Genomic DNA, 24,638 nt, shown 5'->3' with positions numbered 1-24,638 from the left:
GTCCTCTCGAGGGGCGGGGTCATTCGGTGCGCGTGGTGCGGCGCATGGCTTCGTAGGCGTCGAGCGCGGCCCGGCGGGAGGCCTTGAGGTCGACCATGGGCTCGGGGTACGAGTCGGTGTCGACCTCGGGGACCCAGCGCCGCACGTAGTCGCGGTGCTTGTCGAACTTGTCGGCCTGCAGGACGGGGTTGAACACGCGGAAGTACGGGGCCGCGTCCGCGCCCGAGCCGGCCGTCCACTGCCAGTTCGCGGGGTTGTTCGCCTCGTCCGCGTCGACCAGGGTGTCCCAGAACCACTGCTCGCCCACCCGCCAGTCGGCCAGCAGGTTCTTGACCAGGAAGCTCGCCGTGACCATGCGCACCCGGTTGTGCATGTACCCGGTGGTCCACAGCTCTCGCATGCCCGCGTCGACCAGCGGGATGCCGGTCGTGCCCTGCTGCCACGCCTCGAGTTCGCCGGGTTCGAGTTCGTGCCACGGGAAGTCGTCGAACTCCGGCCGGTAGTTCTTCGTGGCGAGGTGCGGGTTCGCGAAGAGGACGGTGTGGTTGAACTCGCGCCACACGAGTTCGCGCAGGAAGCCCGAGGCCTGTTCTCGGGCGTCGGGTGCCAGGTCGCCGCGCATGCGGTGCCAGACCTGGAACGGGCTGACCTCGCCGAAGCGGAGGTGCGGCGAGAGGTGGCTCGTCGCCTCTTGGGCCGGCTCGTCGCGCAGGCCGTAGTCGGCCAGGTGGCCGGTGGCGAAACGTTCGAGGGTGTCGAGGGCCGACGCCTCGCCCGGGGTCCAGGCGTCGCGCAGGCCGGCCGACCAGTCGGGGGTCGTGGGCAGCAGCGCCAACGAGTCGAGGTCGTCGCTGTCGGGCGTCGCGTGGGGGACGTGCAGCTCGTCGGGTGCCGCCTCGGGGTGGCGGGGTTCGGGCCGGTCGAGGCAGGCGCGCCAGAACGGCGTGAAGACCTTGAAGGGCTGACCCTGCCCGGTCTGGATGGTCCACGGTTCGAACATGAGGTTCGCCTGGAAGCTGCGCACGTCGAGCCCACGCTCGCGCAGCGACGACTTGAGCCCGGCGTCGGCGTCGCGGGCGGCCAGACCGTACCGGCGGTTCCAGAAGACGGCACCCGCGCCCACCTCGTCGACGAGACGGGGGAGTTCGCGTGCCTGGGGACCCCGGCGCAGCGTGAGTCGCCCCCCGACGGCCTGCAGCGATTCGGCGAGGGCGGCGAGGCTGTGGTGCAGCCACCAGCGTGAGGCCCCGCCGAGGGGGCGGAGGCCGTCGGTCTCGTCGTCGAGCAGGAAGAGGACGACGACCGGCTCGCCGCGCTCGACGGCGGCCACGAGGGCGGGGTTGTCGGCGAGGCGCAGGTCGTCGCGCAACCAGACGATGGAGGGAGAGGTCATGCGTTCGTCCCGACCGGCGTGCCGAGCCGCAGCTTGGTGCACAGATCGGCGAGCGAGGCCAGTTCGTCGTCGTCCAGTGCTCCGCCCACGCGACGACGGATGGCCTCGGCGTGGCTGACCGCCGTGCGCCGGTAGAGGTCGTAGCCCTCGTCCGTCATGGTCACGATGATGCCCCGGCCGTCGCCGGGGTCGGAGGCCTTCTCGACGATGCCCTTCGACGCCAGTCGGTCGACGAGACGGCTGATGCTCGGCTGCGTCAGCAACAGGTGGCGGGTCAGGTCGCGGATGCGGGCCCGCCGATCGGGCTGGTTGGACAGGTTGAACAACACGTCGTACTCGTTGAACGAGATCTCGTGGGTCGGGAAGCACTCGGTCAGTTCACGCATGACGCTGACCTGGGCCCGGAACAGGGCTTCCCAGGCCCCCACGGCCATCGATGTCTCGCTCATGTCGTCCCTCACGTTCGTCGAGGTCGAGTCTACGAAAGGCCACCGACCTCGGGCCGACGCGCGGGGGCGGCGCCGAGCGAGCGTGTACCCGGGGGTACACGACAGAGGGCCGGTCGCCCGATGGCGACCGGCCCTCTTCCCTTGCACCAGGAGTGTCCTGCAATCACATTCCGCCTCGGCCGCCACAGCAAACGACGTCGGCGAGACACAATCTATAACGGATCGGTAACGGTGGTCCAGGGGTGTACCCGAGGAATTCCTGGGAACTCGCACCGAGCCGACGCCGCGGCCGGCGCGTGTGCCGGACGGGGCTCAGAACACGTCGGGCGACGGGGTCGACGCGTGACGGATCGAGACGTCCGCGTGTCGGTCGAAGCGGTAGCCGACCCCGCGGACGGTGCGGACGATGTCCTCGAAGGCGCCGAGTTTCGACCGCAGTCGACGGACGTGCACGTCGATGGTGCGTTCGTTCGGCACCTCGTCGTCGCCGTCGGCCCAGAGGCTCGAGATCAGCTCTGCTCGTTCGATGGTGCGGCCCTCGCGCAGGACGAGGTACTGCAGCAGCTCGAACTCCTTGTACGTCAGGGGAGCCACGTCGCCGTCCAGCAGCAGGCGCTTGCGCGAGATGTCGACGACGACGCCGCCGCGGGCACCGGGCTCGTCGTCCTCGGTGACCTGCCGGCGCTTCGCCAGGGCGGCCGGGTCCTGCAGGGCCAGGCGGACGACCTCGACGTCTCGGCCGCCGGCCCCCTCGGGGGCGAGGGCCACGGCGGCGTGCGTCTCGGCCGACGGGGCGATCCGTCCGACGAGTTCCTTGATCTGCGAGACGACGTCGCCGAGGGAGGTGCCGTCGGCGGCGGCCTTGAGCTCGTCGAGCCCGACGTAGAGGACGAAGCCGCGGGCCTCGGTGCCCTCGGGCACGGCGCGGGGTCGAGGTGCCGCGGGAGCAACGGAACTCGCGACGACGGACGCGTCGCTGGGGGCGGCCGAGAGGGCGGGCGCGACCTCGCGGAGGGGCGTCGGGGCGGCGGAACGGGCGGGCGAGACGGTGCGGGTGGCGGTGACGGGGCGGTCGAGGATGAGGGACATGACAGGCGGGGTCCTTGCGTGACGGCGGCGGTCCCTCGGGCCGACGGGTCGCCGGGTGCGGTGGGACTGCTCGATGTGTGTCGGTGCTCGATCCCGCCGGCGATGGTGCCGTACGTCACGAGCAGTCGGTGCGATGCACCGTTCGGGATGCGCGTCGAGGGTGGCGACGCGGGGCATCCTGGAGTCGGTGGCTCAGTGACCGGGTGGGGCCACGAGCTCAGCTGGCGGTGTCAGCAGCTTCGACTCGGCGAGGTGTGTGACCGGATCAGGCACACATTCGACACATGACAGCGTGCATCGGCATCATCATGCCGGTGCTCCCGAGGGCCTCACGAGAGGTCGGGGTGAGCACACTGTTAGTCATGGGGTCGATCTTGTTACACCCCGCGTCGCGATGTCAAGCGACGTTCGCGTTCCGGCACCGTGAGCGGCCCGGAAACGCCGGACCGCGCCTCCTGCGGTCGAGGAGGCGCGGTCCGGGGCGTCGGGGCGACGGGGGTCAGGCGAGCCCGTAGAGGCGGTCGCCCGCGTCGCCGAGGCCCGGCACGATGTAGCCCTGCTCGTTGAGCTTCTCGTCGACGGCGCCCAGCACGACGTGGACGTCGCGGCCCTCCATCGCCTTCTCGACGGCGGCGAGGCCCTCGGGCGCGGCCAGGATGCAGACCGCCGTGACGTCGACGGCGCCGCGGTCGAGCAGGTAGTCGATCGCCGCGATGAGCGAACCGCCGGTGGCGAGCATCGGGTCGAGCACGAAGCACTGACGGTTCGAGAGGTCGTCGGGCAGACGCTCGGCGTAGGTCGTGGGCTGGAGGGTCTCTTCGTCGCGCACCATGCCGAGGAATCCGACCTCGGCCGTGGGGACGAGCTTGGTCATGCCCTCGAGCATGCCGAGGCCGGCGCGCAGGATCGGCACGACGAGCGGACGCGGCTGGCTGATCTCGAGACCCGTGGTCGGACCGACCGGGGTCTCGATGTCGACGGGGCTGGTGCGGACGTCGCGCGTGGCCTCGTAGGCCAGCAGCGTGACGAGTTCTTCGGTCAGCGCCCGGAAGGTGGGGGAGGGTGTGCTCTTGTCGCGGAGCACGGTCAGCTTGTGGGTGATCAGGGGGTGGTCCGCTACGTGCACTCGCATAGGCTCAACGGTAGCGGAGTCGACCGGTTCCGTGAGCCGTCCCGACCCCGCAGAGGCCCCGTGATCGCCGTCCCGCCCGAGTTCGACGACTGGATGTCGCTCGCCCTCGCCGAGGCCGACGCGTGCCACGTCTCGGCCGACGTGCCGGTCGGTGCCGTGGTGGTCGACGCCGACGGCCTGGTCATCGCGACCGGCCGCAACGAACGCGAGTTGCGGCAGGACCCGACCGCCCACGCCGAGGTGATCGCGCTGCGGGCCGCCGCGGCGCACACCGGCGACTGGCACCTCACCGGCACGACGCTCGTGGTCACCCTCGAACCGTGCCCCATGTGCGCCGGAGCCCTGCTCGCCGCCCGGGTCCCGCGGCTCGTCTTCGGGGCCTGGGACGACAAGGCAGGAGGCGCGGGCAGCGTCTACGACATCGTCCGCGACCGCAGGCTCCCGCACCGCGCCGAGGTGTACGCCGGCGTGCGCGAGGCCGAGTGCCGGGCTCGGCTGGACGACTTCTTCGCCGCGCGGCGCGTCGTCGAGGGGCACTGAGGCGGGCCGACCCCGGGGGCCGATCCGCGCCTCCTCGGGTCAGTCGGCCGCGCGGATGACGATCGCGTCGGTCGGCGGGTCGACCTGGCCCGGCTTGACCCAGACGTCGGGTTCGACGTAGATGACGCGGGCGATCGGCACGGCCTCGCGGATGCGCGACTCGACGGCGTTGATGGCGCTCGCGACGTCGGCCAGCACCGTGCGGCCGGGCATCGCGACCTTGACGCCGACGAGCAGCTCGTCGGGACCGAGGTAGAGGGTCTTCATGTGGATGATCGACTCGACCTCGGGCCCGCCCGTGATCGCGGCGCGGATCTTCTGGACGTCCTCGGCCGAGGCGCCCTCGCCGACGAGCAGGCTCTTCGTCTCGATGCCGAGGATCACGGCCACCGCGACGAGCAGCACGCCGATCGCCAGGGTGCCGATCGCGTCGAAGACGCCGTCACCGGTGATCCAGGTGAGCACGACGCCGATCATGGCGAACGACAGGCCGAGCAGCGCGGCGGCGTCCTCGAGCAGCACGACCGGCAGCTCGGGGGCCTTGGCCCGGCGCACGAACGCGACCCAGCTCTGCTGACCCTTGCTCGGGCGGGACTCGCGGATCGCGGTGCGCAGCGAGAACCCCTCGAGGGCGAGCGAGATGGCGAGCACGAGGACGGGCAGCCAGGGCACCTCGAGGGGGTGCGGCTCGCGCAGCTTCTCGACGCCCTCGTAGAGCGAGAACACGCCACCGACGCTGAACAGGATGATCGAGACGACGAACGCGTAGACGTAGCGTTCGCGCCCGTGGCCGAAGGGGTGGTCGGCGTCGGCGGCCTTCTTCGCCTTGCGGCCACCGAGCAGCAGCAGGAGCTGGTTGCCCGAGTCCGCCAGGGAGTGGACGCCCTCGGCGAGCATGGACGACGACCCCGAGAACGCCCAGGCTATGAACTTCGTCACCGCGATGCCCAGGTTCGCGCTGAGTGCGGCGATGATCGCCTTGTTGCCGCCGTGACTGCTCATCGGTTCGATCCCCTCGTGTGGTCCTGGTCGATCCTAGGATGGCCGGATGGTCACCACCCTCCCCACCACAGCGATTCTCGGAGCCGGCTCGATGGGCGGCGCGATCCTGCAGGGCCTGCTGCGCCCCGAGGTGTCCGTCGACGGGGGCGTGCGGGTGACGAACCGCACCGAGGTCAAGGCCCGCGCGCTGCGGCACGGCGGGGTCACCTCCCTCGCCACCGAGACCGACCCGAGCGCCAACTCCTCCGCGGTCGTCGGTGCGCGGCTGGTGCTGATCGGCGTGAAGCCGCACATGGTGGTCGACCTGCTGCACGAGATCGGTCCCGTGCTCGACGCGGGCGCCGTCGTCGTGAGCCTGGCCGCCGGCGTGACGACGGCCACGATGGAGGCGGCGCTGCCCGAGTCCGTGTCGGTGCTGCGCTCGATGCCGAACACGCCGTCGCACGTCGGACTGGGGGTGACCGGCCTGAGCGCCGGGTCACGCTCGACCGATGCCGACCTGGCCCTGGCCCGGTCGCTCTTCGCCGTCGTCGGCGACGTCGTGGTCGTCCCCGAGGCGCAGATCGACGCGCTCAGCACGATCTCGGGTTCGGGCCCCGCGTACGTCTTCTACCTCGTCGAGCAACTGCAGGAGGCGGCGGTCGCGTTGGGCTTCACCCGCGCGCAGGCCGCCACCCTGGTGCAGGGCACGTTCCGTGGCGCGAGCGAGCTGCTCGCGAGAAGCGACGTCCTGCCGGCCGACGCCGCACCGGCCGAACTCCGTCGCCGTGTCACGAGCCCTGGCGGAACGACCGAGCGCGCCGTGGCCGAACTCGCCGACGGTGGTCTGCTCGAGCTGTTCGAGCGGGCGACCCAGGCGGCCCTGGCCCGCAACCGCGAGATCGCCGAAGGGCGCTAGGCGATCAGCCCTCGAGGGCGGCGAAGCGCTCGATGGCGCGGCTGTCGCCCGACACGATGATCAGGTCGTGGTTGCTGATGACCGTCTCGGGGGTCGCCTCGACGAACGCCCCGCCGGGGCTCTTGACGCCGACGATCGTGATGCCGTACTTCTTGCGGATGTTCGACGCGGCCAACGAGGCACCGCGGACGGGCTTCGGCGGATACATCTTGACGATCGCGAAGGCGTCGTCGAACTCGATGTAGTCGAGCATCCGGCCCGAGACGAGGTGCGCGACGCGCTCGCCGGCCTCGCGCTCGGGGTAGATGACGTGGTTTGCGCCGATGCGGGCGAGGATCTTGCCGTGCGACTGGCTGATCGCCTTCGCCCAGATCTGCGGCACCTTCAGGTCGACCAGGTTGGCCGTGATGAGCACGCTGGCCTCGATGGACGAGCCGACGGCGACGACCGCGATCGAGAAGTCCTGCGCGCCGATCTGCTTGAGGGCGTCGATGCTCCGGGCGTCGGCCTGCACCGCGTGCGTCACGCGGTCGGCCCATTTCTGCACGAGCCCGGCGTCGGTGTCGACGGCGAGCACGTCACGGTCCTGCCGTTCGAGCTGTCCGGCGGTCGCGGCGCCGAAGCGTCCGAGGCCGATGACGAGCACCGGGGCGTCGTGCTTGATCTTGTCAACCAACGATCGGTCGCTCCTCGGCTCGGGTGAACAGCTGGCGTCGTTGGCTGGCGGCCAGGGCGACGGAGAGTGTCACTGTACCAACGCGGCCCATCCACATCGTGACCGCCAGGATGTACTTCGCCGAGTCCGGCAGGCGGTCGGTCAGGCCGGTGCTGAGCCCCGAGGTGGCGAACGCCGAGATGGACTCGAACAGCACGTGGTCGAGGGGCTCCTTCGTGATGTGCATGATCAGGATGCTCGACACGGCGACGATCGTGGCGCCCCAGAGGACGACGCTGACGGCCAGGCGCAGGACGTCGCTGGGGATGCGGCGGCCGAAGGCCTCCATCGACCGCTGGCCGCGTGCCTCCGCGAAGGCCGCCAGGAACAGCACCGCGAGCGTCGTGACCTTGATGCCTCCGGCGGTCGACGCCGAGCCGCCGCCGATGAACATCAGCATGTCGGTGACGAGGAGCGACGATCCGTTCAGGTCGGAGATCTGGATGGTCGAGAAACCGCCCGACCTCGTCATCATGCTGAGGAACAGGGACTGGAACACCGTCGGGCCGGCCTCGATGCCGCCGAACGTCTTCGGGTTGTCGAACTCGAGGACGATGTAGAGCACCATGCCGAACACGATGAGGATCGCCGTCGTCAGCAGGGTCAGCTTGACGTGGACGGACCAGCGCCGGGGGTTGCGGGGGTTCCGGGCCAGGGCGTAGATCACCGGGAACCCGATGCTGCCGAGGAAGACCCCGACCATGATCAGGCTGAGGAACCAGTAGTCGTTCTCGAACGCGGCCAGACCCTCGGCGTTGGGCGTGAACCCGGTGTTCGTGAAGGCCATCGCCGAGTAGTAGAAGCTGTCGAGCACCGCGTCGCCGACGGGGATGCCGTCGATCAGCATGCGGGGGATCATCAGCACCGCGATGACGAGCTGGATCACGAACGAGCTGAGGGCCACCGTCGTCAGCAGGCCACCGATCTCGCCGAGTCGCACGGCCTGCCCCTCGGGCACGGGGCCGGCGTGCACCCGCAGCGGGTTCTGGTCGCCGGCGGCCATCAGCCGGGCGCGGAGGCCGAGCTTGCGCGAGACGACGAGGCCCATGATCGACGCGAGCGTGAGCACGCCGATCGCCCCGATCTGCACGCCGACGAAGATGACGACGTGGCCGAACAGGGACCAGTGGGTGGCCATGTCGACCGTCGCGAGGCCGGTCACGCAGATGACCGAGACGGCCGTGAACACGGAGTCGGCCAGCGGGGTGATCGTCCGGTCGGCCGACGCGATCGGCAGCGAGAACAGCAGGGTGAAGACGACGATGAGGCCGGTGAAGATCAGGATGGCGAAGCGCGCGGGCGACTTGCGACCGATGTCGTCGATCGCGTCGCTGAGTCTGCGCCAGGGCGAGCGGCCGGGGTCCGAGGGGCGGCGTCGACCGGCGACGGGGGCGCGAGTCACGACGGTCATGCTATCCCGGGTCACTACGCTGGTCGCATGCCGGACATCTTCGCCGTGATCGCCGACGCCACCCGCCGAGACCTCTTGAAGGTGCTGCTCGACGCCTCGCTGTCGACCGACTCCGCCAATGCCGACATCAGCGTGGGCGAGATGGTCACGTCCCTCGGCGTCAGCCAGCCGACCGTCTCGAAGCACCTCCGGGTGCTGCGCGAGGCCGGTCTGGTGCGCGTCCGCGAAGAAGGGCAGCACCGCTACTACTCGCTCGAGTCGGGGCCGCTCGAGGTGGTCGAGGACTGGTTGATCCCGTTCGTCAGTGCCGACTCGCTGACCTCCGAGGCGTTGGCCAGCACGCCCTTCGCCGCCTGGGCCGGGGCCTCCGTCCCCGCCCCGCTCCGGCGGGCGGCCGAGAACCTGCCCGACGCCGAGGACGTCGGGAGCACGCTGGGTCGCTACGCGGCCGGGGCCCAGCACCGCGCCTCCTCGGCCCTGCACGACGCCCAGAGCGCGCTCGGGGCCCTGGACGAGCGCGTCATCGACCCCGTCCGCAAGCGGTGGGGACGCACCGGCCAGTAGCGGCCCGGGCGCCTTTACACCGAGTCACACGCGCCCCTAGAGTTGCCCCCAGGCACATGGGGAACACCCGTCTGCTCCACAGCCCCGCCCGGGGCCCGAGACGAGGCAGGGTCATGTCGCAGGATCTGTCGGATGTGCGGTTCCTCACGGTCGCCGAGGTGGCCGACATGATGCGCGTGTCGAAGATGACGGTCTACCGCATGGTCCACTCGGGCGAGCTGCCGGCGATCCGCTTCGGGCGGTCCTTCCGCGTGCCGGAATCGGCCGTCGCGGCCGTGCTGCGAATCGGCATCGCCGACGTCGGGTAGGCCCACTTCGACTTTCTCGGGCCGTCCTAGTAGACTGACCCGAGGCATTTTTCCGCGGTTCTGTTTCGGACCCGGTCGGTCCAATCCAGAAATCAGTGAGGTCCTCTATGGGTTCTGTCATCAAGAAGCGTCGCAAGCGCATGGCGAAGAAGAAGCACCGCAAGCTGCTTCGCAAGACTCGTCACCAGCGTCGCAACAAGAAGTAGTCGCTCGACGCGAAGGCCCCCGCCGACCACCGGTCGCCGGGGGCCTTCGTCGTGACCGGGCGCTATCCGGCCCTCGCTACCCTTGAGGGCATGGCCGAACCGCGAATCACCCTCCTGACCAAGCCGGGCTGCCACCTGTGCGACGACGCCCGTTCCGCGGTGCACGGCGTGCTGGCCGAAGCCGAGTTCGTCGATGCCGGCGTGGCCGTCGACGAGCAGAACATCCTCGACGACGCCGAGCTCACCGCCGAGTACGACGAAGAGATCCCGGTCGTCCTGATCGACGGTCGCGTGCACACCATCTGGCGGGTCGAGCCCGAGCGGCTCCGGACGGCGCTCCGCGCGGCCGTCCGCTGAGGACGGCCGACGGCGCACGACGACGAGAAGCCCCGACGAGACACTCTCGTCGGGGCTTCTGTGGTCGGTGGCGAGGAGCTACGGCTGGAGGCGCGTCGGGCCGCGGAAGAGGAAGGTCACCTCACGCAGGTTGGCCTGGTTCAGCATGAGCATCAGCACCCGGGCGAGGCCCATGCCGAAGCCGCCGTGCGACGGGGCGCCGTAGCGGAAGAAGTCGAGGTAGCTCGAGAGCTCTTCGGGCTTCATGCCCTTCTCGCGGATCTGCTGCTCGAGCACCTCGATGCGGTGCTCGCGCTGCGCACCCGTGGTGATCTCGGTGCCGCGGTAGATGAGGTCGTAGCTCTTGGTGAGCTGCGGGTCGTCGTCATGACGCATGTGATAGAACGGGCGGATCGAGGCGTCGTAGTCCGTCAGGTACACGAAGTCGTGTCCGAACTCCTCCGCGACGTACTCGGCGATGCGGCGCTCGCCCTCGGGGTCCATGTCGGCGTCCGCCCGGGGCACCTCGTAGCCGCGCTCGGCCACGATGCGCTTGGCCTCGGCCAAGGGGATGCGGGGGAACGGCACGGTCGGCACCACGACGTCGACGTCGAAGAGCTCCTTGATCTCGGCGCCGTGCTTGTCGGCCACGGCCTGGAACGCGAATGCCAGCAGCTGCTCCTGCATCTGCATGACGTCCTCGTGGCTCTCGACGTAGCTGATCTCGGCGTCGACCCCCGTGAACTCGGTCGCGTGACGCGACGTGAACGACGGGTCGGCGCGGAACACCGGAGCGATCTCGAAGATCTTGCCGAAGCCGGCCGACTGGGCCATCTGCTTGAAGAACTGGGGGCTCTGCGCCAGGTAGGCGACACCGTCGAAGTAGTCGACCTTGAACAGCTCGGCGTTCGACTCGCTCGGGGTCGCCATGAGCTTCGGGGTGTGGATCTCGACGTAGTCACGCTCGATCCACCAGGTGCGCAGGGCGTGCTCGAAGGTCGTCTGCACGCGGAAGATCAGGGCGTTGCGGGGGACGCGCAGGTCGAGGAAGCGCCAGTCGAGGCGCTTGTCGATGCCGCTGTCGGCCGCGATGGGGGTCTCGGGATCGGCCAGCGAGTCGATGACGAGCGTCTCGACCTTGACCTCGATGCCGCCGAGCTTGACGCGCTCGTCGTGCTTGAGCTCGCCCGTGACGGTGACGAAGCTGCCCTGCGACAGCGACGAGATCGCGTCGGCGACGTCGTCGGTCTCGCCCGCGGCCTCGAGCACGTCGGCCGCGGTACGGGGGCGGACCAGCTGAAGGGCGCCCGTCTCGTCGCGGAGGACGACGAACTGCACCTTCTTCTGGTCGCGCACCGTCTCGACCCAGCCGGTCACGGTCACGGGTCCGTCGGGCAGCGCGGACAGGTCTTTGATGAGGGTGCGTTCGATCACGAGGCCCGAGTTTACAGTCACCGCCTCGCGCGACCCGCCGGACGGCCCGGGCGGACCGCGGCGAGCTTGGGGCTTCCCGTGTGGGAGGTGTGCAGGCGGTCCCGACCTAGACTCGTCCGCATGCCCGCGCAGCAGATCCACCTCGTCCGGCACGGTGAGGTGCACAATCCCGAGCACGTGCTCTACGGCCGCCTCGACGGGTTCGGCCTGAGCGACCTCGGCCACCGGATGGCGGCCGCCTCGGCCGACGCCTTCCACGAGCAGGGCGTCCCGGTCCGTGCCGTCGTGGCCTCACCGCTCCAGCGCACCCGCGAGAGCGCGGCGCCGTGGTCGTCGGCCTTCGGGCTCGAGACGCAGGTCGACGAGCGGCTGATCGAGCCGAGCAACAAGTACGAGGGTCGTCGCAGCGACTTCACCATCGCCAAGCAGCTCAAGGTGCCGGCCGAGTGGCCCTGGATCGTCAACCCGCTGAAACCGAGCTGGGGCGAGGCCTACGTGAGCATCGCCGCCCGCATGCTCTCGGCGGTCGACGAGGCCTGGTCGAGCGTCGACGAAGGCGACGTCGTGCTCGTCAGCCACCAGCTGCCCATCTGGATGGTCCACCGGAGCGTGACGGGCGCCCGCCTGTTCCACGACCCGCGCCGCCGCCGCTGCACCCTCTCGAGCATCACGACGCTCGAACGCCGCGAGGGGGGCTTCGTCGAGGTCGGCTACCAGGAACCCGCTGCACACTTGAACCAGTCCGCCGTCGACCTGGGAGCAGTGTGAGCCAGAAGACCATCCGTCCGACCCGAGCCCGACTCGTGGTCCGGGGCCTCGCGCTCGCTGCAGTCCTGGGCGTCGTCGCCACGGGGTGCTCGTCCACCGCCGACGACCTCGCGAAGCAGTACGGCAACGGCACCACCGAGAACTACATCTCGGGCAACGGCACCGTGACCGAGATCGCGCCCGAGGACCGCACCGACCCGGTCGCGTTCACGGCCGAGACGGACGCCGGCGAGACCGTCTCGCGAACCGACCACGAGGGCGAGGTCGTCGTCCTCAACTTCTGGTACGCGGCGTGCCCGCCCTGCCGTCTCGAAGCACCGGAGCTGGAGAAGCTCAACCAGTCCTACGCCGACAAGGGCGTCGAGTTCCTCGGCGTCAACGTGCGCGACCAGGCCGACACCTCCCTGGCCTTCGCCCGCACCTTCGACGTCACCTACCCGTCGGTCGTCGACGCCAACGACGGCGCGGTCCAGCTCGCCCTCGCCGGCACGATCGCGCCCAACGCGGTGCCAACCACGATCGTCCTCGACAAGCAGGGCCGCATCGCGGCGCGCATCCTGGGCGGTCTCGACGGGCCCGGCATCCTCGACACCCTGATCTCCGACACCCTCGCCGAGACGTCCTAGGTGTACCAGGGCAATCCCTTCTTCGACGCGGTCGTGGGCGGTCAGCTCGCGGTCGGCCTGCCGGTGGCCCTGCTGGCGGGGCTCATCTCGTTCCTGTCGCCGTGCGTGCTGCCGCTCGTGCCGGGGTACCTCGGTTACGTCGGCGGTCTGACCACGGGGGCGACCGAGGCGAGGGCCCGGCGCCGCGACCGCCGCCGGCTCGTCCTCGGCGTCGTCCTGTTCATCCTCGGCTTCTCGGTCGTCTTCGTCGGCACCTCGCTCGCCTTCGCCTCGGCGGGGTTCTGGTTGATCCAGTGGCGCGACGTCGTCACCCGGGTCATGGGCGTCGTGGTGATCCTGCTCGGTCTCGTCTTCATCGGGCAGTTCACGTTCTTGCAGCGCACCCTCAAGCCCGGGTTCCTCCCGAAGACGGGTCTCGCCGGGGCGCCCCTGCTCGGCATCGTCTTCGGCATCGGGTGGACCCCCTGCATCGGACCCACCCTGGCCGCCGTGCAGGTGCTCGCCCTGGGCTCGGGCTCGGCCTGGCAGGGCGTCCTGCTCGGGGCCTTCTACTGCATCGGCCTCGGGGTCCCGTTCCTGCTCGTCGCGCTCGGCTTCGGCTGGGCGTCACGATCCATCTCGTTCGTCAAGCGGCACATCCGCGTCGTCAACATCGTCGGAGGGTCACTGCTCGTGCTCATCGGTCTGCTCATGGTCACGGGCCTCTGGTCCAGCCTCATGTCACACGTGGGGGCGGTGATCGCGACCTATGGCACGATCGTCTGACCGCGACGGGGGCGACGCGACCCGCGCCTCCTCGGTGGCCGCCGGGACCGACACCGGGGGGAGCGACACCGGGTTGACCGACGCGGACGCCACCGACGTCGGCGGCGACCCGTTGCGCCCGAGCGACCACATCGACTCGGTCCGCCCGGCGGCCTCCGACGGCGCGGGCATCACGCAGCCGAAGCTCGGCCCCGTCGGCTACCTGCGCTTCTTCTGGCGACAGCTGACCAGCATGAAGACCGCGCTCTTCCTGCTCATGCTGCTCGCCGTCGCGGCGATCCCCGGTTCGCTCGTGCCGCAGCGCACCTCCGACCCCAACGGCGTGGTCCAGTACCGCACCGACCACCCCGACCTGTTCCCGGTGCTCGACAAGCTCGGCGTCTTCGACACCTACTCGTCGCCCTGGTTCTCGGCCGTCTACCTGCTGCTCTTCATCTCGCTGATCGGCTGCATCATCCCGCGCACCCGGCACCACTTCGAGGCGCTGCGAGCTCGACCCCCGAAGACCCCCGCGCGGTTGTCGCGCCTGGCCGGGTACCGGTCGATCACGCTCGAGACCGCAGGAGGCGCGGGTGAGGCCTCGATCACGGCCGCCCGTGCCGTCGACGCGGCCCGGGCCCAGCTGAAGCGCTCCGGCTACCGCACGCAGGTCTTCGGCGACTCGGTCAGTGCCGAACGCGGCTACCTGCGCGAGACCGGCAACCTGGTGTTCCACTCGGCGCTCGTCGGGGTCCTCCTGACCGTCGGCGTCGGCGGCGGCTTCGGTTACTCGGGCCAGCGCGTGGTCGTCGAGGGTCAGACCTTCTCGAACGTGCTCGGCTCCTACGACTCGTTCAACCCGGGCCGCTGGTTCGACGAGGCACAGCTGTCGCCTTTCTCGATCGCGCTCGACCGGTTCTCGACCGAGTACGCGCCCGACACCGCGGGCGCGGCCGGCATGGCCACCGACTTCACCGCCGACGTCACCGCGCAGGCGCGGGGTGGCGACGCCGAGAAGACGCAGATCAAGGTCAACTCGCCCCTGTCGATCGGCGGTTCGAACGTCTACCTGCTGGGCAACGGCTACGCGGTCGACGTGACGGTGCGCGACGGCGAGGGCAACGTCGCGTTCCGGGACACGGTCCCGTTCCTGCCGCAGGACACCAACCTCACCTCGCTCGGCGTCATCAAGGTGCCCGACGCCCTGCCCCGGCAGCTCGGCATGATCGGGTTCTTCTACCCCACGGCGGCGGACAACGGCACGGGGGCCCTGACGTCCACCGACCCGGACACCACGAACCCCGTGCTCAGCCTGAACGTCTACTCGGGCGACCTCGGGCTGGACGCCGGGGTGCCGACGTCCGTCTACACGCTCGACACGGATGGTCTGACCCCGCTGGCCGGCACCGACGACGACGCGCAAGAGAAAGCGGTCCAGCTGACCCCGGGCGAGACGGCGACGATCCCCGACGGTCTCGGCACGATCACCTTCGACGGGGTGAAGCGGTTCGCCTCGTTCGACATCCACCACGACCCCTCGCAGGTCTGGGTGCTGTTGTTCGCGGGGCTCTCGTTCGCCGGTCTGCTGACCGCGTTGTTCGTGCCGCGCCGTCGGGTCTGGGTCAAGGCCACCGAGACCGGCGACGGCGTCCGGCTCGAGTACGCCGGGCTCGCCCGCGGCGAGGACCCCACGCTCGGACGCGCCGTCGGCGACATCGCCAAGGCGCACCTGGGCGGCCTGGGCGTCCCGGCCGACGTCGCGCGCGAGGTCGCCGACGACCCGGCCCGTCACGACGTCGAGAAACCCGGCCCCGCCGCCGGGGGACGCGGACGTAAGATCTGATGGTGACCGCCGACCTCGCCTACTACTCGCTCGTCGCCGTGTACTCGGCGATGGCCATCTACACGATCTCGTTCGTGGCCTTCGCCCTCGACCTGGCGAAGCGGTCCGGTGACGCCCAGCAGGCGGCGGCCCGTGCGGCCAAGGCCGAGGCCCTCGCGACCACCACCGTCTCGCGCTCGTCGTCGGGCGGCAGCACCGTCGTCCTCGACCGGCCGTCGGGCGGAGCGGGCGGGGCGGTCCCCGCCGCCGGTGGGTCCGCCAAGGCCTCGAGCTTCGAGCGCGTCGCCATCGCCATGATGCTCCTGGGGTTCGTCGTCCACGTCTCCTCGGTCGTCCTGCGTGGACTGGCCGCCGGTCGCGTGCCGTGGGCGAACATGTTCGAGTTCTCGCTGACCGGCACCGCGATCATCGTCGGGGTCTACCTGGCCGTCCAGCTGGTGGTCAACCTGCGGTTCCTCGGCGCGTACGTCATGGGCCTCAACCTGGTGCTGCTCGCGATCGGCACCGTCAACTACTACGTGGCGGTCTCGCCGCTGCCGCCGGCGCTCCAGTCCGCCTGGCTGGTGATCCACGTCTTCGTGGCCATCCTCGGCACGGCGTTCTTCGCCATCGCCGCCGGGCTCTCGGCCGCCCAGCTCGTGCAGACGAAGCGTGAGCAGTCCAAGCTCGCCGGCCTGCGCTTCCTCGACACCCTCCCGGGCGCCGAGCGCCTCGAAGACCTGGCCTACCGCATCGCCCTCGTCGGCTTCGTCCTCTGGACCTTCACCCTCATCGCCGGCGCCATCTGGGCCGAGCGGGCGTGGGGCCGCTACTGGGGCTGGGACACCAAAGAGGTCTGGACCTTCATCATCTGGGTGCTCTACGCCGGGTACATCCACGCGCGGGCGACCCGTGGGTGGCGCGGGGCCCGGTCGTCGTGGTTGTCGATCATCGGCTTCGCCGCGGTCATGTTCAACTTCTCGGTCGTCAACGTCTTCTTCAAGGGCCTCCACGCGTACTCCGGTCTCTGACGCACCGACGCCGTGGCGTCGCCCGGCGCCGCGTGCGACGGGGCGTCAGCCCGCGAGCACGGCGTAGGAGGCGCGCAGCCGCTCCAGCCACACCTCGCGTCGGTCGTCGTCCACCGCGTGGCGGCGGAGCAGGTCGACGTCGACCTCGACCCGTCGCACGTCGATCTCGCCGTCGACGGGCAGCAGGGGATCACGCGTCACGTCGGCCCCGAGCAGGGCGGCCGTGCCGAGCCCGCAGTCGTGGCGGAGCCCGGGCACGGCGGCGGCGAGGTGCGCCCCCATGCTGAGCCCGACCGACGTGTCGAGGGCGCTCGACACGACGACGGGCAGCCCGGCCGCCGCGACGATGCGCAGTGCGGCGGTGACGCCGCCGAGCGGTTGGGCCTTGATCACGAGGAGGTCCGCGGCCCCGGCCCGGGCCACGGCCAGCGGGTCGTCGGCCTTGCGGACGCTCTCGTCGGCGGCGACGAGCACGCCCGTCCCCGAGACGCGGCGCCGCAGCTCGGCGAGCTCGGGCACCGTGGCGCAGGGCTGTTCGGCGTACTCCAGGGCGTACGGTGCCATCCCGACCAGCGCCTCCTCGGCCGACTCGACGGACCATCCTCCGTTGGCGTCGACGCGGACGCGCCCCTCGGGGCCGACCCAGTCGCGGGCTGCGGCGACGCGGGCGATGTCGTCCGCGAGGGTCTGACCGCGCTCGGCGACCTTGACCTTGACCGTCCGGCAGCCGCGGTAGCGGGCGAGCACGTCGGGCACCCGGTCGGCGGCGACGGCCGGCAGGGTCGCGTTGACCGCCACCCGGCGGGAGCCCCCCTCGGGGAGCCGACCCCAGCCGAAGTCGATCGTGGCCGCGAGCCAGGCGGCCGCCTCGGCCGGTCCGTACTCGACGAAGGGGCTGAACTCGGTCCAGCCCGACGGGCCTTCGACCACCAGGGCCTCGCGTGCGTCGAGTCCCCGGAACCGGGTGCGGAGGGGGAGACGGACGACGTGGGCACCCTCGACCAGGTCGGCCAGGGGAGGCAGCGGGGGAGTCGTGGACGGTGCGCGGTCGACGGTCGGCATCCGCCCAGTGTCGCACCGGGGACCCCGGTAAGGTCGTGCGTCATGGTCGACCGCGAACCCGAGCCCGTCCGACGACCGGAGCCCTCACCCGACGATCCCTCCGACCCGGGGCGCGGCGGACTCGGTCGCGCCTCGTCCGAGGCCGACGGCCTCCGGGTCTTCGACGGTCCCGGTCACGACGTGGTCGACCCTCCGCGCAGCCGACGCCTCGGCGTCGTCACGTTCGTCCTGGCCGTCGTGCTGCTCGCCCTCGACGGTGTGGCCCTGGGACTCCTGGCCGCGGACGCCGTGAGCCCGGCCGCCGTCCTCGCGTTGGTCACCCTGTTGGCCTCCGTCGTCGTCGGGGTGATCGGTCTGATGGCCGCCGTCCTGCGCCGCGGCCGGTGGTGGGGGGTGGCCGCGGTCGTCCTCAGCTCGCTGTCGAACCCGTTCGTCCTCGTCTGGCTGATCTCGCGGTTCGTCTCGACGGTCTGACCCCGCCAGGCGGCGAGGTCGGACCCCGTCGCTAGGCTGGCGACATGGCTTCCGAGGTGTCCGACCTGTTCGATCCGACCGAGTGGCGGGGGGTCGAGGGGTTCGACGCCCTGACCGACGTCACCTACCACCACAGCCTCGACGGGCGGGTGGCCCGCGTGGCCTTCGACCGCCCCGAGGTGCGCAACGCGTTCCGGCCGCACACGGTCGACGAGCTCTACCGGGTGCTCGACGACGCCCGCATGAACAGCCGCATCGGGGTCGTCCTGCTGACCGGCAACGGTCCCAGCGCGAAGGACGGGGGCTGGGCGTTCTGCAGCGGTGGCGACCAGCGCATCCGCGGTCGTGACGGCTACAAAGCAGAGGGCGACCAGGCGAACGTGCCCGACCCGGCGTCGGCGGGGCGGCTGCACATCCTCGAGGTGCAGCGGCTCATCCGGTTCATGCCCAAGGTCGTCATCGCCGTGGTGCCCGGTTGGGCGGCCGGTGGCGGCCACTCGTTGCACGTCGTCTGCGACCTGACGATCGCCAGTCGCGAACACGGTCGGTTCAAGCAGACGGACGCCGACGTGGGGTCGTTCGACGCGGGCTACGGCAGCGCCTACTTCGCCAAGCAGATCGGGCAGAAGTTCGCTCGCGAGGTGTTCTTCCTGGCAGAGGAGTACAGCGCCGACCGTGCCCACGAGATGGGTGCCGTCAACCGGGTCGTGCCACACGTCGACCTCGAACGCGAGGCGCTCGCCATGGCGCGCACCATCCTGACGAAGTCGCCGACCGCCATCCGCATGCTCAAGTTCGCCTTCAACGCGACCGACGACGGCATCGTCGGTCAGCAGGTCTTCGCGGGCGAGGCGACCCGCCTCGCCTACGGCACCGACGAGGCCGTCGAAGGACGCGACTCGTTCCTCGAGAAGCGTGCTCCCGACTGGTCGCCCTTCCCCTGGCAGTACTGATGACGCGCACCCTGCGGGCGGTCGACGCACGTGAGCCCGGTGCGGTGCTCGACGCCCTCCGGGTCGCGCTCGAGGGGGGTCCCGCGGTGGCGCCCCGGACGGACGACCGTGTGCCCGCCGACCTCCCGGGACTCGTGCCGCAGGCGGTGTCGCTGGTCGTCGAGACCAGCGGCTCGAGCGGACGCCCGAAGCGCGTGGCCCTGTCCTCCGACGCGGTGCTCGCCGGTGCCGCCGCGGCCGACGGTGCCCTGGCCGGGCCCGGGCAGTGGGTGCTCGCCCTGCCGGCGCACTACGTCGCCGGGCTGAACGTGCTCGTCCGCTCGCTCGCCTCGGGCACCGAGCCGGCCCTGCTGACGCCCGGCCACTTCGACGTCGCCGGCTTCGTCGCCGCCGCCAGTCGGCTCGAGCACCCCGTGCGGTACTCGTCGCTCGTCCCCGCGCAGCTCTCGACGGCGCTGGACGCCGCCGACGAGGACGCCGGCGTGGCCGACGTGCTGCGCCGCTTCGACGCCCTCCTGGTGGGCGGGCAGGCGACTCCCGGCCCCCTCGTCGAACGGGCCCGTCGGCTCGGGGTGACCGTCGTGCGCACCTACGGGTCGAGCGAGACCAGTGGCGGGTGCGTGTACGACGGCGTGCCGGTGGGCCGCACCCGCGTCGAGGTCGTCGACGGCCAGGTCGAGCTGAGCGGGCCGTCGCTGGCCGAGGGGTACCTCGACGACCCCGAGCGCACGGCTGCGGCCTTCGTCACGCGCGACGGCCTGCGGTGGTACCGCACGGGCGACGCCGGAACGGTGTCGCCCGGCGGGGTGCTGACCGTCAGCGGCCGGCTCGACGACGTGATCGTCTCGGGTGGCGAGAAGGTGTCGCTCGGCGTCGTCGAGCGGGTCGTGCGCGAGCAGCCGGGGCTCGCCGACGCCGTGGTCGTCCGCGCGGCACACGCCCGGTGGGGCGAGGTGCCCGTCGTGGTCACCGACACCGCGCCTCCTGCGCCGTCGGCCGCCGACGACCTGGCGGCCCTGCGATCCGCGGTGGTCGCCGCCGCCGGTCGAGCCGCGGCACCCGATCGCATCGTCAGGGTCGACGCGGTGCCCGTGCTCGCGAGCGGCAAGCCGGACCGGGTGGCGCTGACCCGCCTGGTCGCCGGCCTCGCGGCAAGCTGATAGCCGGCTGCGAACTAGACTCGACCACGTGGCGAAGACGAAGACCTCGACCCCCAAGCGCAGCGGCCGCCCCGGTGGCCGACCGGGCGGGCGGCCCGGCAAGCAGCCGGTCCGTCGCGTGACGGCCGGCGACTGGATCGGCGGTGCCCGCCTGCGCACCCTGCCGCTGGGCATCGCCCCGGTCGCCCTCGGCACCGGCGTCGCCCGGGCGAACGGTGGCTGGGACCTCACCCTGGCGCTTCTCTGCCTCGCCGTCGCGGTGTTCCTGCAGATCGGCGTCAACTACTCGAACGACTACTCGGACGGCATCCGCGGCACCGACGACTTCCGGGTCGGGCCCTCGCGACTGACCGGCTCGGGCAGCGTCCGTCCGAAGACCGTGCTGAAGGTGGCGCTGGCGTTCTTCGCCCTCGCGGCCGTCGCCGGTGTCGTCGTCGTCGTCATCACCCAGATCTGGTGGCTGCTCGCCGTCGGCGCCGCCGCGGTCGTGGCCGCCTGGTTCTACACCGGCGGCAAACGGCCCTACGGCTACAACGCCCTGGGCGAGCTCTTCGTCTTCGTGTTCTTCGGGCTCGTCGCGACCGTGGGCACGACCTTCGTACAGCTGCGCGAGTTCCCGTTCGACGCCTGGGTGGCGGGGGTCGCCGCCGGGCTGTTCGCCTGCGCGGTCCTGATGATCAACAACGTGCGCGACATCCCGCAAGACACCGCCGCCGGCAAACGCACCCTCGCGGTCGTCGTCGGCGACCCGGTGGCGCGCGCGCTCTACGCGCTGTTCCTGCTGCTGCCGTTCTTCATCCTCGTGTACTTCGCGTTCCTGTACCTGCACGCGCCCTACGTCTACTTCACGCTCATCGTCGCGGTGCCCGCCGCGGTGATCGGCGTCACGGGCAAGACGCCCCGTGAGCTGATCCTCGCCCTGCAGCTGTCGTCGTTGTCGGCCCTGGTCTGGGCGCTCGCCCTATCGGCAGCGCTCTTCTTCTAGGGTCCGGCCCGGGCTCGCGGCCCGGGCGAGGTCAGGCCTGGCCGTCGCTGCGGCGTGCGCGCTCGCCGTCGTCGTCGGCGATGGCCTCGTCCTCGGCGACCGAGTCGTCGTCGAGCTTGGCCGGGCGCGACCGGCGGTCGGCGAGGTCGAGCGCGACCTTCCGGCGCAGCGGCGCGAAGAACAGGTACGAGACGCAGAAGCCGACGACCGCCGCGATCAGCGTGGCCCAGAAGGGGTCGAACCTCAGCACCAGCAGCAGGCCCAGCACGACCGCGAACAGGCCGAGTCGGACGATCGAGTACTTGAGCCAGGGTTTCACGACGAGGAGTCTACGGTCCGTGAGGTGTGCGCCCGCCCCGCGGCGGACGGGCCCTGCGGCCGCGATCCGACGGGCCGAGGAGGCGCGGTGCGGCACCGCCTCGCGCCGTACGTCACAGCTCCGCAACGGCCGACCGACCATCAGGCGTTGCACCGGATCGAGAACTAGGCTCGGTCCATGGTCAGGCTCTTCATCGTGGGCATCGTCGCCGCGGCGGCATTCGTCATCTTCGCGCTCATCGACTGCCTGTTCGCCGACGCCTCACGGTTCCGGGCCCTCAACAAGCCCCTCTGGGCCGTCATCATCGTCCTCCTCCCCGTCATCGGCGCGGTGCTGTGGTTCGTGCTCGGGCGGGCGCGCAAGAGCGGCCGCCCCGCCGCGACGCGCACCATTGCACCCGACGACGACCCCGAGTTCTCGGGGACGTCCTGGCGCACGACGAGCGACCTCGACCGCGAGACGACCGACGAGCGCATCCGTCGCCTCGAGCAAGAGCTGCTCGACCTCGACAACGACGACAAGACCGGCAAGCAGTAAGTGACCAGTCCGTCGACCGAGTACGCCCTGTCGCTGCTCGCGTCCCTCGCCGACGCGGGTGTCCGCGACGTGGTGCTCAGCCCCGGGTCCCGAAGCCAGGCCCTGGCCCTCGCGGCCGCCGAGTTCGAGACCGCCGGTCGGTTGTCGGTCCACGTGCGCATCGACGAGCGCTCGGGAGGATTCCTGGCGCTGGGTCTCGCCGCCGAGACGGGCGTCCCGAGCGTCGTGATCACCACGTCGGGCACCGCCGTGGCGAACCTCCACCCCGCCGTGCTCGAGGCGCACCACTCGGGTGTGCCCATGATCGTCGTGAGCGCCGACCGTCCCTCCGAGATGCGCGGGATCGGCTCGAACCAGACGACGGTGCAACCGGGTCTCTTCGCGAGCGCCGTCGGGTGGGTGCGCGACGTCGAGGCTCCCCGCTCCGGCCCGGTCGACCACGAGGCCGTCCGCACGCTCGCGCGCGAGGCCGTCGCCGAGGCCCTCGGCGGCGACTCGCACGGAGCCCTCGGGCGTTCGCGCGGCCCGGTCCAGCTCAACGTCGCGTTCCGCGAGCCCCTGTCGTCGGGCGAGCAGTCGCTGCCCGCCGCCCACCCCGCGCCGGTCGAGGTCGCGCCGTCCGTGGCACCATCCGCGCTCGGGGTCGACGTCGACCCCGCGACCCTCGTCGTCGCCGGGCACGCCGCCGGCCCCGAGGCCGAGGCCGCTGCCCGGGCACTGGGTGCCCCGCTCGTGGCCGAGGTCTCGAGCGGGGCCCGTTTCGGGCCGCACCTCGTCTCGTCGTACCGTGCCCTGCTCGACGACGCCGACTTCGGCGGCCGCGTCCGTCGGGTGGTGGTCTTCGGGCACCCGACCCTCAGCCGTCAGATCCCCTCGCTGCTCACCCGTGGCGGGGTCGAGGTCGTGGTCGTCCGTGCGGCGGGGGCCGAGGCCTACGACCCGGGTCGCTCCGCGCGCGTGGTCGAGGCCGTCGAGGTGGACCGCGCCTCCTCGGGGGTCGGTTCGACCGACGACGCCGCTCATCGCACGTGGGTCGGGCGCTGGGTCCACACGGGTCGTCGCCTGCTCGAGGCCGAGGCCGAGTCCGAGGACGCGGCCGACGGTCCCGGGGCCGACGGGACGGCCGAGGGTTCGGCCGGTCGCACCGAGGCGGCCGAACAGGCCGAGTTCCTGCGTCGCGAGGTGCAGCTGCTGCGGCGGCCGGTGACGCGCCGCGCCCTCGCCGAGGCCCTGTGGCGCGTCAGCTGGCCACACGACCGCCTCGTGTTGGGTGCGTCGAGGCTCATCCGCGAACTCGACCAGATCGTGCCGGGCAAGAAGATCCCCGTGCACGCCAACCGTGGGCTGGCCGGCATCGACGGCACGATCGCCACGGCCACCGGCATCGCCCTCGCCAGCCAGCGTGACGACCCCGCAGCCGGCACCACCCGGGTGCTCGTCGGCGACCTGACCTTGTTGCACGACGTCGGTTCGATGCTCCTCGGCCTCGGCGAGACCAGGCCCCGGTTGCAGGTGGTCGTCGGCAACGACGGCGGCGGCACCATCTTCGACGGGCTCGAGGTCGCGGCCACCGCGTCGCCCGAGGCGATGACCCGTGTGCAGTTCACCCCTCACGAGGTCGACCTCTCGGCACTCGCCGTGGCCTACGGCTGGCAGTACGTCGAGGCGGCCACACGGGCGGAGCTCGACCAGGCCCTCGTCGCCCGGTACGACGGGCCGGTTCTGATCGAGGTGCCCCTCTCCCGCTGAGCGTCCGCGCCACGCCAGGGCGGATCGGGTCGCTCGGTCGTAGGGTCGAGGGCATGGCCAAGACGTGGACGACCCCGCCCTCCCAGTCCCTCCGAGCCGGTGAGGGCTTCGTGCTCGCCGACGTCGACACCTCGTCCACCCCGGGCTTCGCGGGTGACAAGGCGTATGCACAGCAGGCGCTCGAGTCGGGTCGCGAGACCCTGAGCGAGCTCCAGGAGAAGATGTTCGCGCAGAGCCGGAGCGGGGGCAGCACCGGCAACGTGCTGTTGGTCCTGCAGGCGATGGACACCGCCGGCAAGGGCGGCATCGTCCGGCACGTCGTGGGCGCCGTCGACCCCCAGGGCGTCGCGCACCATGCCTTCAAGTCGCCGACGCCCGACGAGCTCGCGCACGACTTCCTGTGGCGGGTGCGGCGCGAGCTGCCCGGCCCCGGCATGATCGGGGTCTTCGACCGCTCGCACTACGAGGACGTGCTGATCGGCAAGGTGCGCCGCCTCGCGCCGCCCGAGGACATCGAACAGCGGTACGCCGACATCGTCGAGTTCGAGGACGAGCTCGTCGCGAACGGCACCACGCTGGTCAAGGTGATGCTGCACATCTCGTCCGACGAGCAGAAGGAACGCCTCGCGGACCGACTCGACCGCCCCGACAAGCACTGGAAGTACAACCCCGGCGACCTCGAGGAGCGTCTCGTCTGGAACGACTACCAAGACGCCTACGAGACGGCGATCCGTCGCACGTCGACCGGGACCGCCCCGTGGTTCGTCGTGCCGGCCGATCGCAAGTGGTACGCCCGGGTCGCCGTCCAGAAGCTGCTGATCGACGCCCTCGCGTCGCGCGGGCTCGACTGGCCCGTCGCGCAGTTCGACGTCGAGCTCGAGAAGACGAAGCTCGCGACGTCGTAGCCGGCCCACCGGCCGACGAGGTCAGG

At 71.2% G+C, this 24,638-nt stretch carries 28 protein-coding genes; 18 read left to right on the top strand and 10 right to left on the bottom strand.

The annotated features are described in order from the left end of the window. Positions 1-19 precede the first annotated feature (19 nt). From ACIOSR_RS04830 to upp, 4 genes are all read right to left on the bottom strand, one after another. Positions 20-1,393 (bottom strand): cryptochrome/photolyase family protein, encoded by a 1,374-nt coding sequence (locus ACIOSR_RS04830; RefSeq protein ID WP_402751956.1) that lies wholly within the window; start codon positions 1,391-1,393, stop codon positions 20-22. Then, positions 1,390-1,842 carry a MarR family winged helix-turn-helix transcriptional regulator gene (locus ACIOSR_RS04825; protein ID WP_056046607.1) on the bottom strand — a complete coding sequence of 151 codons (453 nt, stop codon included), beginning with the start codon at positions 1,840-1,842 and terminating at the stop codon, positions 1,390-1,392. The genes ACIOSR_RS04830 and ACIOSR_RS04825 overlap by 4 nt, the downstream gene beginning before the upstream one ends. A gap of 312 nt (positions 1,843-2,154) precedes the next feature. Beyond that, on the bottom strand, positions 2,155-2,931 hold the full coding sequence (locus ACIOSR_RS04820; protein WP_159826052.1) for a winged helix-turn-helix domain-containing protein: 777 nt from the start codon (positions 2,929-2,931) through the stop codon (positions 2,155-2,157). 499 nt (positions 2,932-3,430) lie between these two features. Next, positions 3,431-4,063 (bottom strand): uracil phosphoribosyltransferase, encoded by a 633-nt coding sequence (gene upp / locus ACIOSR_RS04815; protein ID WP_043593011.1) that lies wholly within the window; start codon positions 4,061-4,063, stop codon positions 3,431-3,433. Between the two features lie 93 nt (positions 4,064-4,156). Between upp and ACIOSR_RS04810 the strand changes: the two genes are divergently transcribed. Next, complete coding sequence (locus tag ACIOSR_RS04810) at positions 4,157-4,603, top strand: nucleoside deaminase (protein WP_402752203.1); 447 nt, start codon at positions 4,157-4,159, stop codon at positions 4,601-4,603. A 39-nt stretch (positions 4,604-4,642) separates the two neighbouring features. Here the strand turns inward: ACIOSR_RS04810 and ACIOSR_RS04805 are convergent, their stop codons facing one another. Next, complete coding sequence (locus ACIOSR_RS04805) at positions 4,643-5,605, bottom strand: cation diffusion facilitator family transporter (protein WP_123570541.1); 963 nt, start codon at positions 5,603-5,605, stop codon at positions 4,643-4,645. 46 nt (positions 5,606-5,651) lie between these two features. Here ACIOSR_RS04805 and proC point away from each other — a divergent pair, with 46 nt between their 5' ends. Further along, positions 5,652-6,503, top strand: a complete 852-nt coding sequence (gene proC / locus ACIOSR_RS04800; RefSeq protein ID WP_159826056.1) for a pyrroline-5-carboxylate reductase — start codon at positions 5,652-5,654, stop codon at positions 6,501-6,503. Positions 6,504-6,507: 4 nt separating this feature from the next. Here the strand turns inward: proC and ACIOSR_RS04795 are convergent, their stop codons facing one another. Continuing rightward, positions 6,508-7,179: a TrkA family potassium uptake protein gene (locus ACIOSR_RS04795; RefSeq protein WP_043593005.1), complete on the bottom strand. Its 672-nt coding sequence runs from the start codon at positions 7,177-7,179 to the stop codon at positions 6,508-6,510. Beyond that, positions 7,172-8,629, bottom strand: a complete 1,458-nt coding sequence (locus ACIOSR_RS04790; RefSeq protein WP_056046599.1) for a TrkH family potassium uptake protein — start codon at positions 8,627-8,629, stop codon at positions 7,172-7,174. Before ACIOSR_RS04790 ends, ACIOSR_RS04795 begins: the two co-directional genes overlap by 8 nt. 27 nt (positions 8,630-8,656) lie before the next feature. On the opposite strand from ACIOSR_RS04790, the gene ACIOSR_RS04785 reads away from it, so the two are divergent. The 4 genes from ACIOSR_RS04785 to ACIOSR_RS04770 all read left to right on the top strand — a co-directional run bounded on the left by ACIOSR_RS04785 (position 8,657) and on the right by ACIOSR_RS04770 (position 10,064). Continuing rightward, positions 8,657-9,193, top strand: a complete 537-nt coding sequence (locus ACIOSR_RS04785) for a helix-turn-helix transcriptional regulator (protein WP_082460318.1) — start codon at positions 8,657-8,659, stop codon at positions 9,191-9,193. Between the two features lie 113 nt (positions 9,194-9,306). Next, entirely contained in the window at positions 9,307-9,501 is a 195-nt protein-coding gene (locus ACIOSR_RS04780) for a helix-turn-helix domain-containing protein (protein WP_043593002.1), read from the top strand. A 107-nt stretch (positions 9,502-9,608) separates the two neighbouring features. Then, a complete protein-coding gene (locus ACIOSR_RS04775; protein WP_003792170.1) occupies positions 9,609-9,707 on the top strand; it encodes a 30S ribosomal protein bS22 in 99 nt (32 codons plus the stop codon). 90 nt (positions 9,708-9,797) lie between these two features. After that, the gene (locus ACIOSR_RS04770) at positions 9,798-10,064 is read left to right on the top strand and encodes a glutaredoxin family protein (RefSeq protein ID WP_402751955.1); all 267 of its coding nucleotides are present in this window, start codon (positions 9,798-9,800) and stop codon (positions 10,062-10,064) included. A gap of 78 nt (positions 10,065-10,142) precedes the next feature. Here ACIOSR_RS04770 and aspS read toward each other — a convergent pair whose 3' ends face one another. Further along, positions 10,143-11,477, bottom strand: a complete 1,335-nt coding sequence (aspS, locus tag ACIOSR_RS04765) for an aspartate--tRNA(Asn) ligase (protein WP_056046595.1) — start codon at positions 11,475-11,477, stop codon at positions 10,143-10,145. A gap of 120 nt (positions 11,478-11,597) precedes the next feature. On the opposite strand from aspS, the gene ACIOSR_RS04760 reads away from it, so the two are divergent. Genes ACIOSR_RS04760 through ccsB form a run of 5 tightly spaced genes read left to right on the top strand, consistent with a single transcriptional unit; the run spans position 11,598 to position 16,468 of the window. After that, on the top strand, positions 11,598-12,245 hold the full coding sequence (locus ACIOSR_RS04760; RefSeq protein WP_056046592.1) for a histidine phosphatase family protein: 648 nt from the start codon (positions 11,598-11,600) through the stop codon (positions 12,243-12,245). Beyond that, positions 12,242-12,871 carry a TlpA disulfide reductase family protein gene (locus ACIOSR_RS04755; protein WP_236556940.1) on the top strand — a complete coding sequence of 210 codons (630 nt, stop codon included), beginning with the start codon at positions 12,242-12,244 and terminating at the stop codon, positions 12,869-12,871. The genes ACIOSR_RS04760 and ACIOSR_RS04755 overlap by 4 nt, the downstream gene beginning before the upstream one ends. Further along, on the top strand, positions 12,872-13,636 hold the full coding sequence (locus tag ACIOSR_RS04750; RefSeq protein ID WP_056046586.1) for a cytochrome c biogenesis CcdA family protein: 765 nt from the start codon (positions 12,872-12,874) through the stop codon (positions 13,634-13,636). Next, entirely contained in the window at positions 13,620-15,458 is a 1,839-nt protein-coding gene (locus ACIOSR_RS04745; RefSeq protein ID WP_402751954.1) for a cytochrome c biogenesis protein ResB, read from the top strand. Before ACIOSR_RS04750 ends, ACIOSR_RS04745 begins: the two co-directional genes overlap by 17 nt. Beyond that, complete coding sequence (gene ccsB, locus ACIOSR_RS04740; RefSeq protein ID WP_159826062.1) at positions 15,458-16,468, top strand: c-type cytochrome biogenesis protein CcsB; 1,011 nt, start codon at positions 15,458-15,460, stop codon at positions 16,466-16,468. The genes ACIOSR_RS04745 and ccsB overlap by 1 nt, the downstream gene beginning before the upstream one ends. Before the next feature lie 45 nt (positions 16,469-16,513). Here ccsB and ACIOSR_RS04735 read toward each other — a convergent pair whose 3' ends face one another. Then, entirely contained in the window at positions 16,514-17,530 is a 1,017-nt protein-coding gene (locus ACIOSR_RS04735; RefSeq protein WP_402751953.1) for an o-succinylbenzoate synthase, read from the bottom strand. 42 nt (positions 17,531-17,572) lie between these two features. Between ACIOSR_RS04735 and ACIOSR_RS04730 the strand changes: the two genes are divergently transcribed. Genes ACIOSR_RS04730 through ACIOSR_RS04715 form a run of 4 tightly spaced genes read left to right on the top strand, consistent with a single transcriptional unit; the run spans position 17,573 to position 21,102 of the window. Continuing rightward, positions 17,573-18,004: a hypothetical protein gene (locus ACIOSR_RS04730; RefSeq protein ID WP_277960082.1), complete on the top strand. Its 432-nt coding sequence runs from the start codon at positions 17,573-17,575 to the stop codon at positions 18,002-18,004. Between the two features lie 44 nt (positions 18,005-18,048). Further along, positions 18,049-18,957: a 1,4-dihydroxy-2-naphthoyl-CoA synthase gene (locus tag ACIOSR_RS04725; RefSeq protein WP_056046577.1), complete on the top strand. Its 909-nt coding sequence runs from the start codon at positions 18,049-18,051 to the stop codon at positions 18,955-18,957. Further along, positions 18,957-20,117: an AMP-binding protein gene (locus tag ACIOSR_RS04720; protein WP_402751952.1), complete on the top strand. Its 1,161-nt coding sequence runs from the start codon at positions 18,957-18,959 to the stop codon at positions 20,115-20,117. The genes ACIOSR_RS04725 and ACIOSR_RS04720 overlap by 1 nt, the downstream gene beginning before the upstream one ends. A 28-nt stretch (positions 20,118-20,145) precedes the next feature. Further along, positions 20,146-21,102 carry a 1,4-dihydroxy-2-naphthoate polyprenyltransferase gene (locus ACIOSR_RS04715; RefSeq protein ID WP_123518715.1) on the top strand — a complete coding sequence of 319 codons (957 nt, stop codon included), beginning with the start codon at positions 20,146-20,148 and terminating at the stop codon, positions 21,100-21,102. Positions 21,103-21,133: 31 nt separating this feature from the next. Here ACIOSR_RS04715 and ACIOSR_RS04710 read toward each other — a convergent pair whose 3' ends face one another. After that, positions 21,134-21,421, bottom strand: coding sequence for a DUF4229 domain-containing protein (locus tag ACIOSR_RS04710; RefSeq protein ID WP_402751951.1), 288 nt, complete (start codon positions 21,419-21,421; stop codon positions 21,134-21,136). 177 nt (positions 21,422-21,598) lie between these two features. Here ACIOSR_RS04710 and ACIOSR_RS04705 point away from each other — a divergent pair, with 177 nt between their 5' ends. The 3 genes from ACIOSR_RS04705 to ACIOSR_RS04695 are packed head-to-tail and all read left to right on the top strand — an operon-like array spanning position 21,599 to position 24,612. Continuing rightward, entirely contained in the window at positions 21,599-21,958 is a 360-nt protein-coding gene (locus tag ACIOSR_RS04705; protein ID WP_056046571.1) for a PLD nuclease N-terminal domain-containing protein, read from the top strand. Next, positions 21,959-23,707, top strand: coding sequence for a 2-succinyl-5-enolpyruvyl-6-hydroxy-3-cyclohexene-1-carboxylic-acid synthase (gene menD, locus ACIOSR_RS04700; RefSeq protein WP_402751950.1), 1,749 nt, complete (start codon positions 21,959-21,961; stop codon positions 23,705-23,707). It begins immediately after the preceding gene. Between the two features lie 53 nt (positions 23,708-23,760). Continuing rightward, the gene (locus tag ACIOSR_RS04695) at positions 23,761-24,612 is read left to right on the top strand and encodes a PPK2 family polyphosphate kinase (RefSeq protein ID WP_056046567.1); all 852 of its coding nucleotides are present in this window, start codon (positions 23,761-23,763) and stop codon (positions 24,610-24,612) included. Positions 24,613-24,638 lie beyond the last annotated feature (26 nt).

Source organism: Frigoribacterium sp. NPDC087798 (assembly GCF_044742985.1).
Lineage (GTDB): Bacteria > Actinomycetota > Actinomycetes > Actinomycetales > Microbacteriaceae > Frigoribacterium.
Note: the sequence above shows the minus strand (reverse complement) of the source record. Positions and strands in the feature narration are given on the sequence as shown.

What these genes read in the sequence shown, in the direction of transcription:
- ACIOSR_RS04830 (WP_402751956.1), bottom strand. Translation starts at nt 1,393, where the DNA reads ATGACCTCTCCCTCCATCGTCTGGTTGCGCGACGACCTGCGCCTCGCC.
- ACIOSR_RS04825 (WP_056046607.1), bottom strand. Translation starts at nt 1,842, where the DNA reads ATGAGCGAGACATCGATGGCCGTGGGGGCCTGGGAAGCCCTGTTCCGG.
- ACIOSR_RS04820 (WP_159826052.1), bottom strand. Translation starts at nt 2,931, where the DNA reads ATGTCCCTCATCCTCGACCGCCCCGTCACCGCCACCCGCACCGTCTCG.
- upp (WP_043593011.1), bottom strand. Translation starts at nt 4,063, where the DNA reads ATGCGAGTGCACGTAGCGGACCACCCCCTGATCACCCACAAGCTGACC.
- ACIOSR_RS04810 (WP_402752203.1), top strand. Translation starts at nt 4,157, where the DNA reads ATGTCGCTCGCCCTCGCCGAGGCCGACGCGTGCCACGTCTCGGCCGAC.
- ACIOSR_RS04805 (WP_123570541.1), bottom strand. Translation starts at nt 5,605, where the DNA reads ATGAGCAGTCACGGCGGCAACAAGGCGATCATCGCCGCACTCAGCGCG.
- proC (WP_159826056.1), top strand. Translation starts at nt 5,652, where the DNA reads ATGGTCACCACCCTCCCCACCACAGCGATTCTCGGAGCCGGCTCGATG.
- ACIOSR_RS04790 (WP_056046599.1), bottom strand. Translation starts at nt 8,629, where the DNA reads ATGACCGTCGTGACTCGCGCCCCCGTCGCCGGTCGACGCCGCCCCTCG.
- ACIOSR_RS04785 (WP_082460318.1), top strand. Translation starts at nt 8,657, where the DNA reads ATGCCGGACATCTTCGCCGTGATCGCCGACGCCACCCGCCGAGACCTC.
- ACIOSR_RS04780 (WP_043593002.1), top strand. Translation starts at nt 9,307, where the DNA reads ATGTCGCAGGATCTGTCGGATGTGCGGTTCCTCACGGTCGCCGAGGTG.
- ACIOSR_RS04775 (WP_003792170.1), top strand. Translation starts at nt 9,609, where the DNA reads ATGGGTTCTGTCATCAAGAAGCGTCGCAAGCGCATGGCGAAGAAGAAG.
- ACIOSR_RS04770 (WP_402751955.1), top strand. Translation starts at nt 9,798, where the DNA reads ATGGCCGAACCGCGAATCACCCTCCTGACCAAGCCGGGCTGCCACCTG.
- ACIOSR_RS04760 (WP_056046592.1), top strand. Translation starts at nt 11,598, where the DNA reads ATGCCCGCGCAGCAGATCCACCTCGTCCGGCACGGTGAGGTGCACAAT.
- ACIOSR_RS04745 (WP_402751954.1), top strand. Translation starts at nt 13,620, where the DNA reads ATGGCACGATCGTCTGACCGCGACGGGGGCGACGCGACCCGCGCCTCC.
- ccsB (WP_159826062.1), top strand. Translation starts at nt 15,458, where the DNA reads ATGGTGACCGCCGACCTCGCCTACTACTCGCTCGTCGCCGTGTACTCG.
- ACIOSR_RS04735 (WP_402751953.1), bottom strand. Translation starts at nt 17,530, where the DNA reads ATGCCGACCGTCGACCGCGCACCGTCCACGACTCCCCCGCTGCCTCCC.
- ACIOSR_RS04730 (WP_277960082.1), top strand. Translation starts at nt 17,573, where the DNA reads ATGGTCGACCGCGAACCCGAGCCCGTCCGACGACCGGAGCCCTCACCC.
- ACIOSR_RS04725 (WP_056046577.1), top strand. Translation starts at nt 18,049, where the DNA reads ATGGCTTCCGAGGTGTCCGACCTGTTCGATCCGACCGAGTGGCGGGGG.
- ACIOSR_RS04720 (WP_402751952.1), top strand. Translation starts at nt 18,957, where the DNA reads ATGACGCGCACCCTGCGGGCGGTCGACGCACGTGAGCCCGGTGCGGTG.
- ACIOSR_RS04705 (WP_056046571.1), top strand. Translation starts at nt 21,599, where the DNA reads ATGGTCAGGCTCTTCATCGTGGGCATCGTCGCCGCGGCGGCATTCGTC.
- ACIOSR_RS04695 (WP_056046567.1), top strand. Translation starts at nt 23,761, where the DNA reads ATGGCCAAGACGTGGACGACCCCGCCCTCCCAGTCCCTCCGAGCCGGT.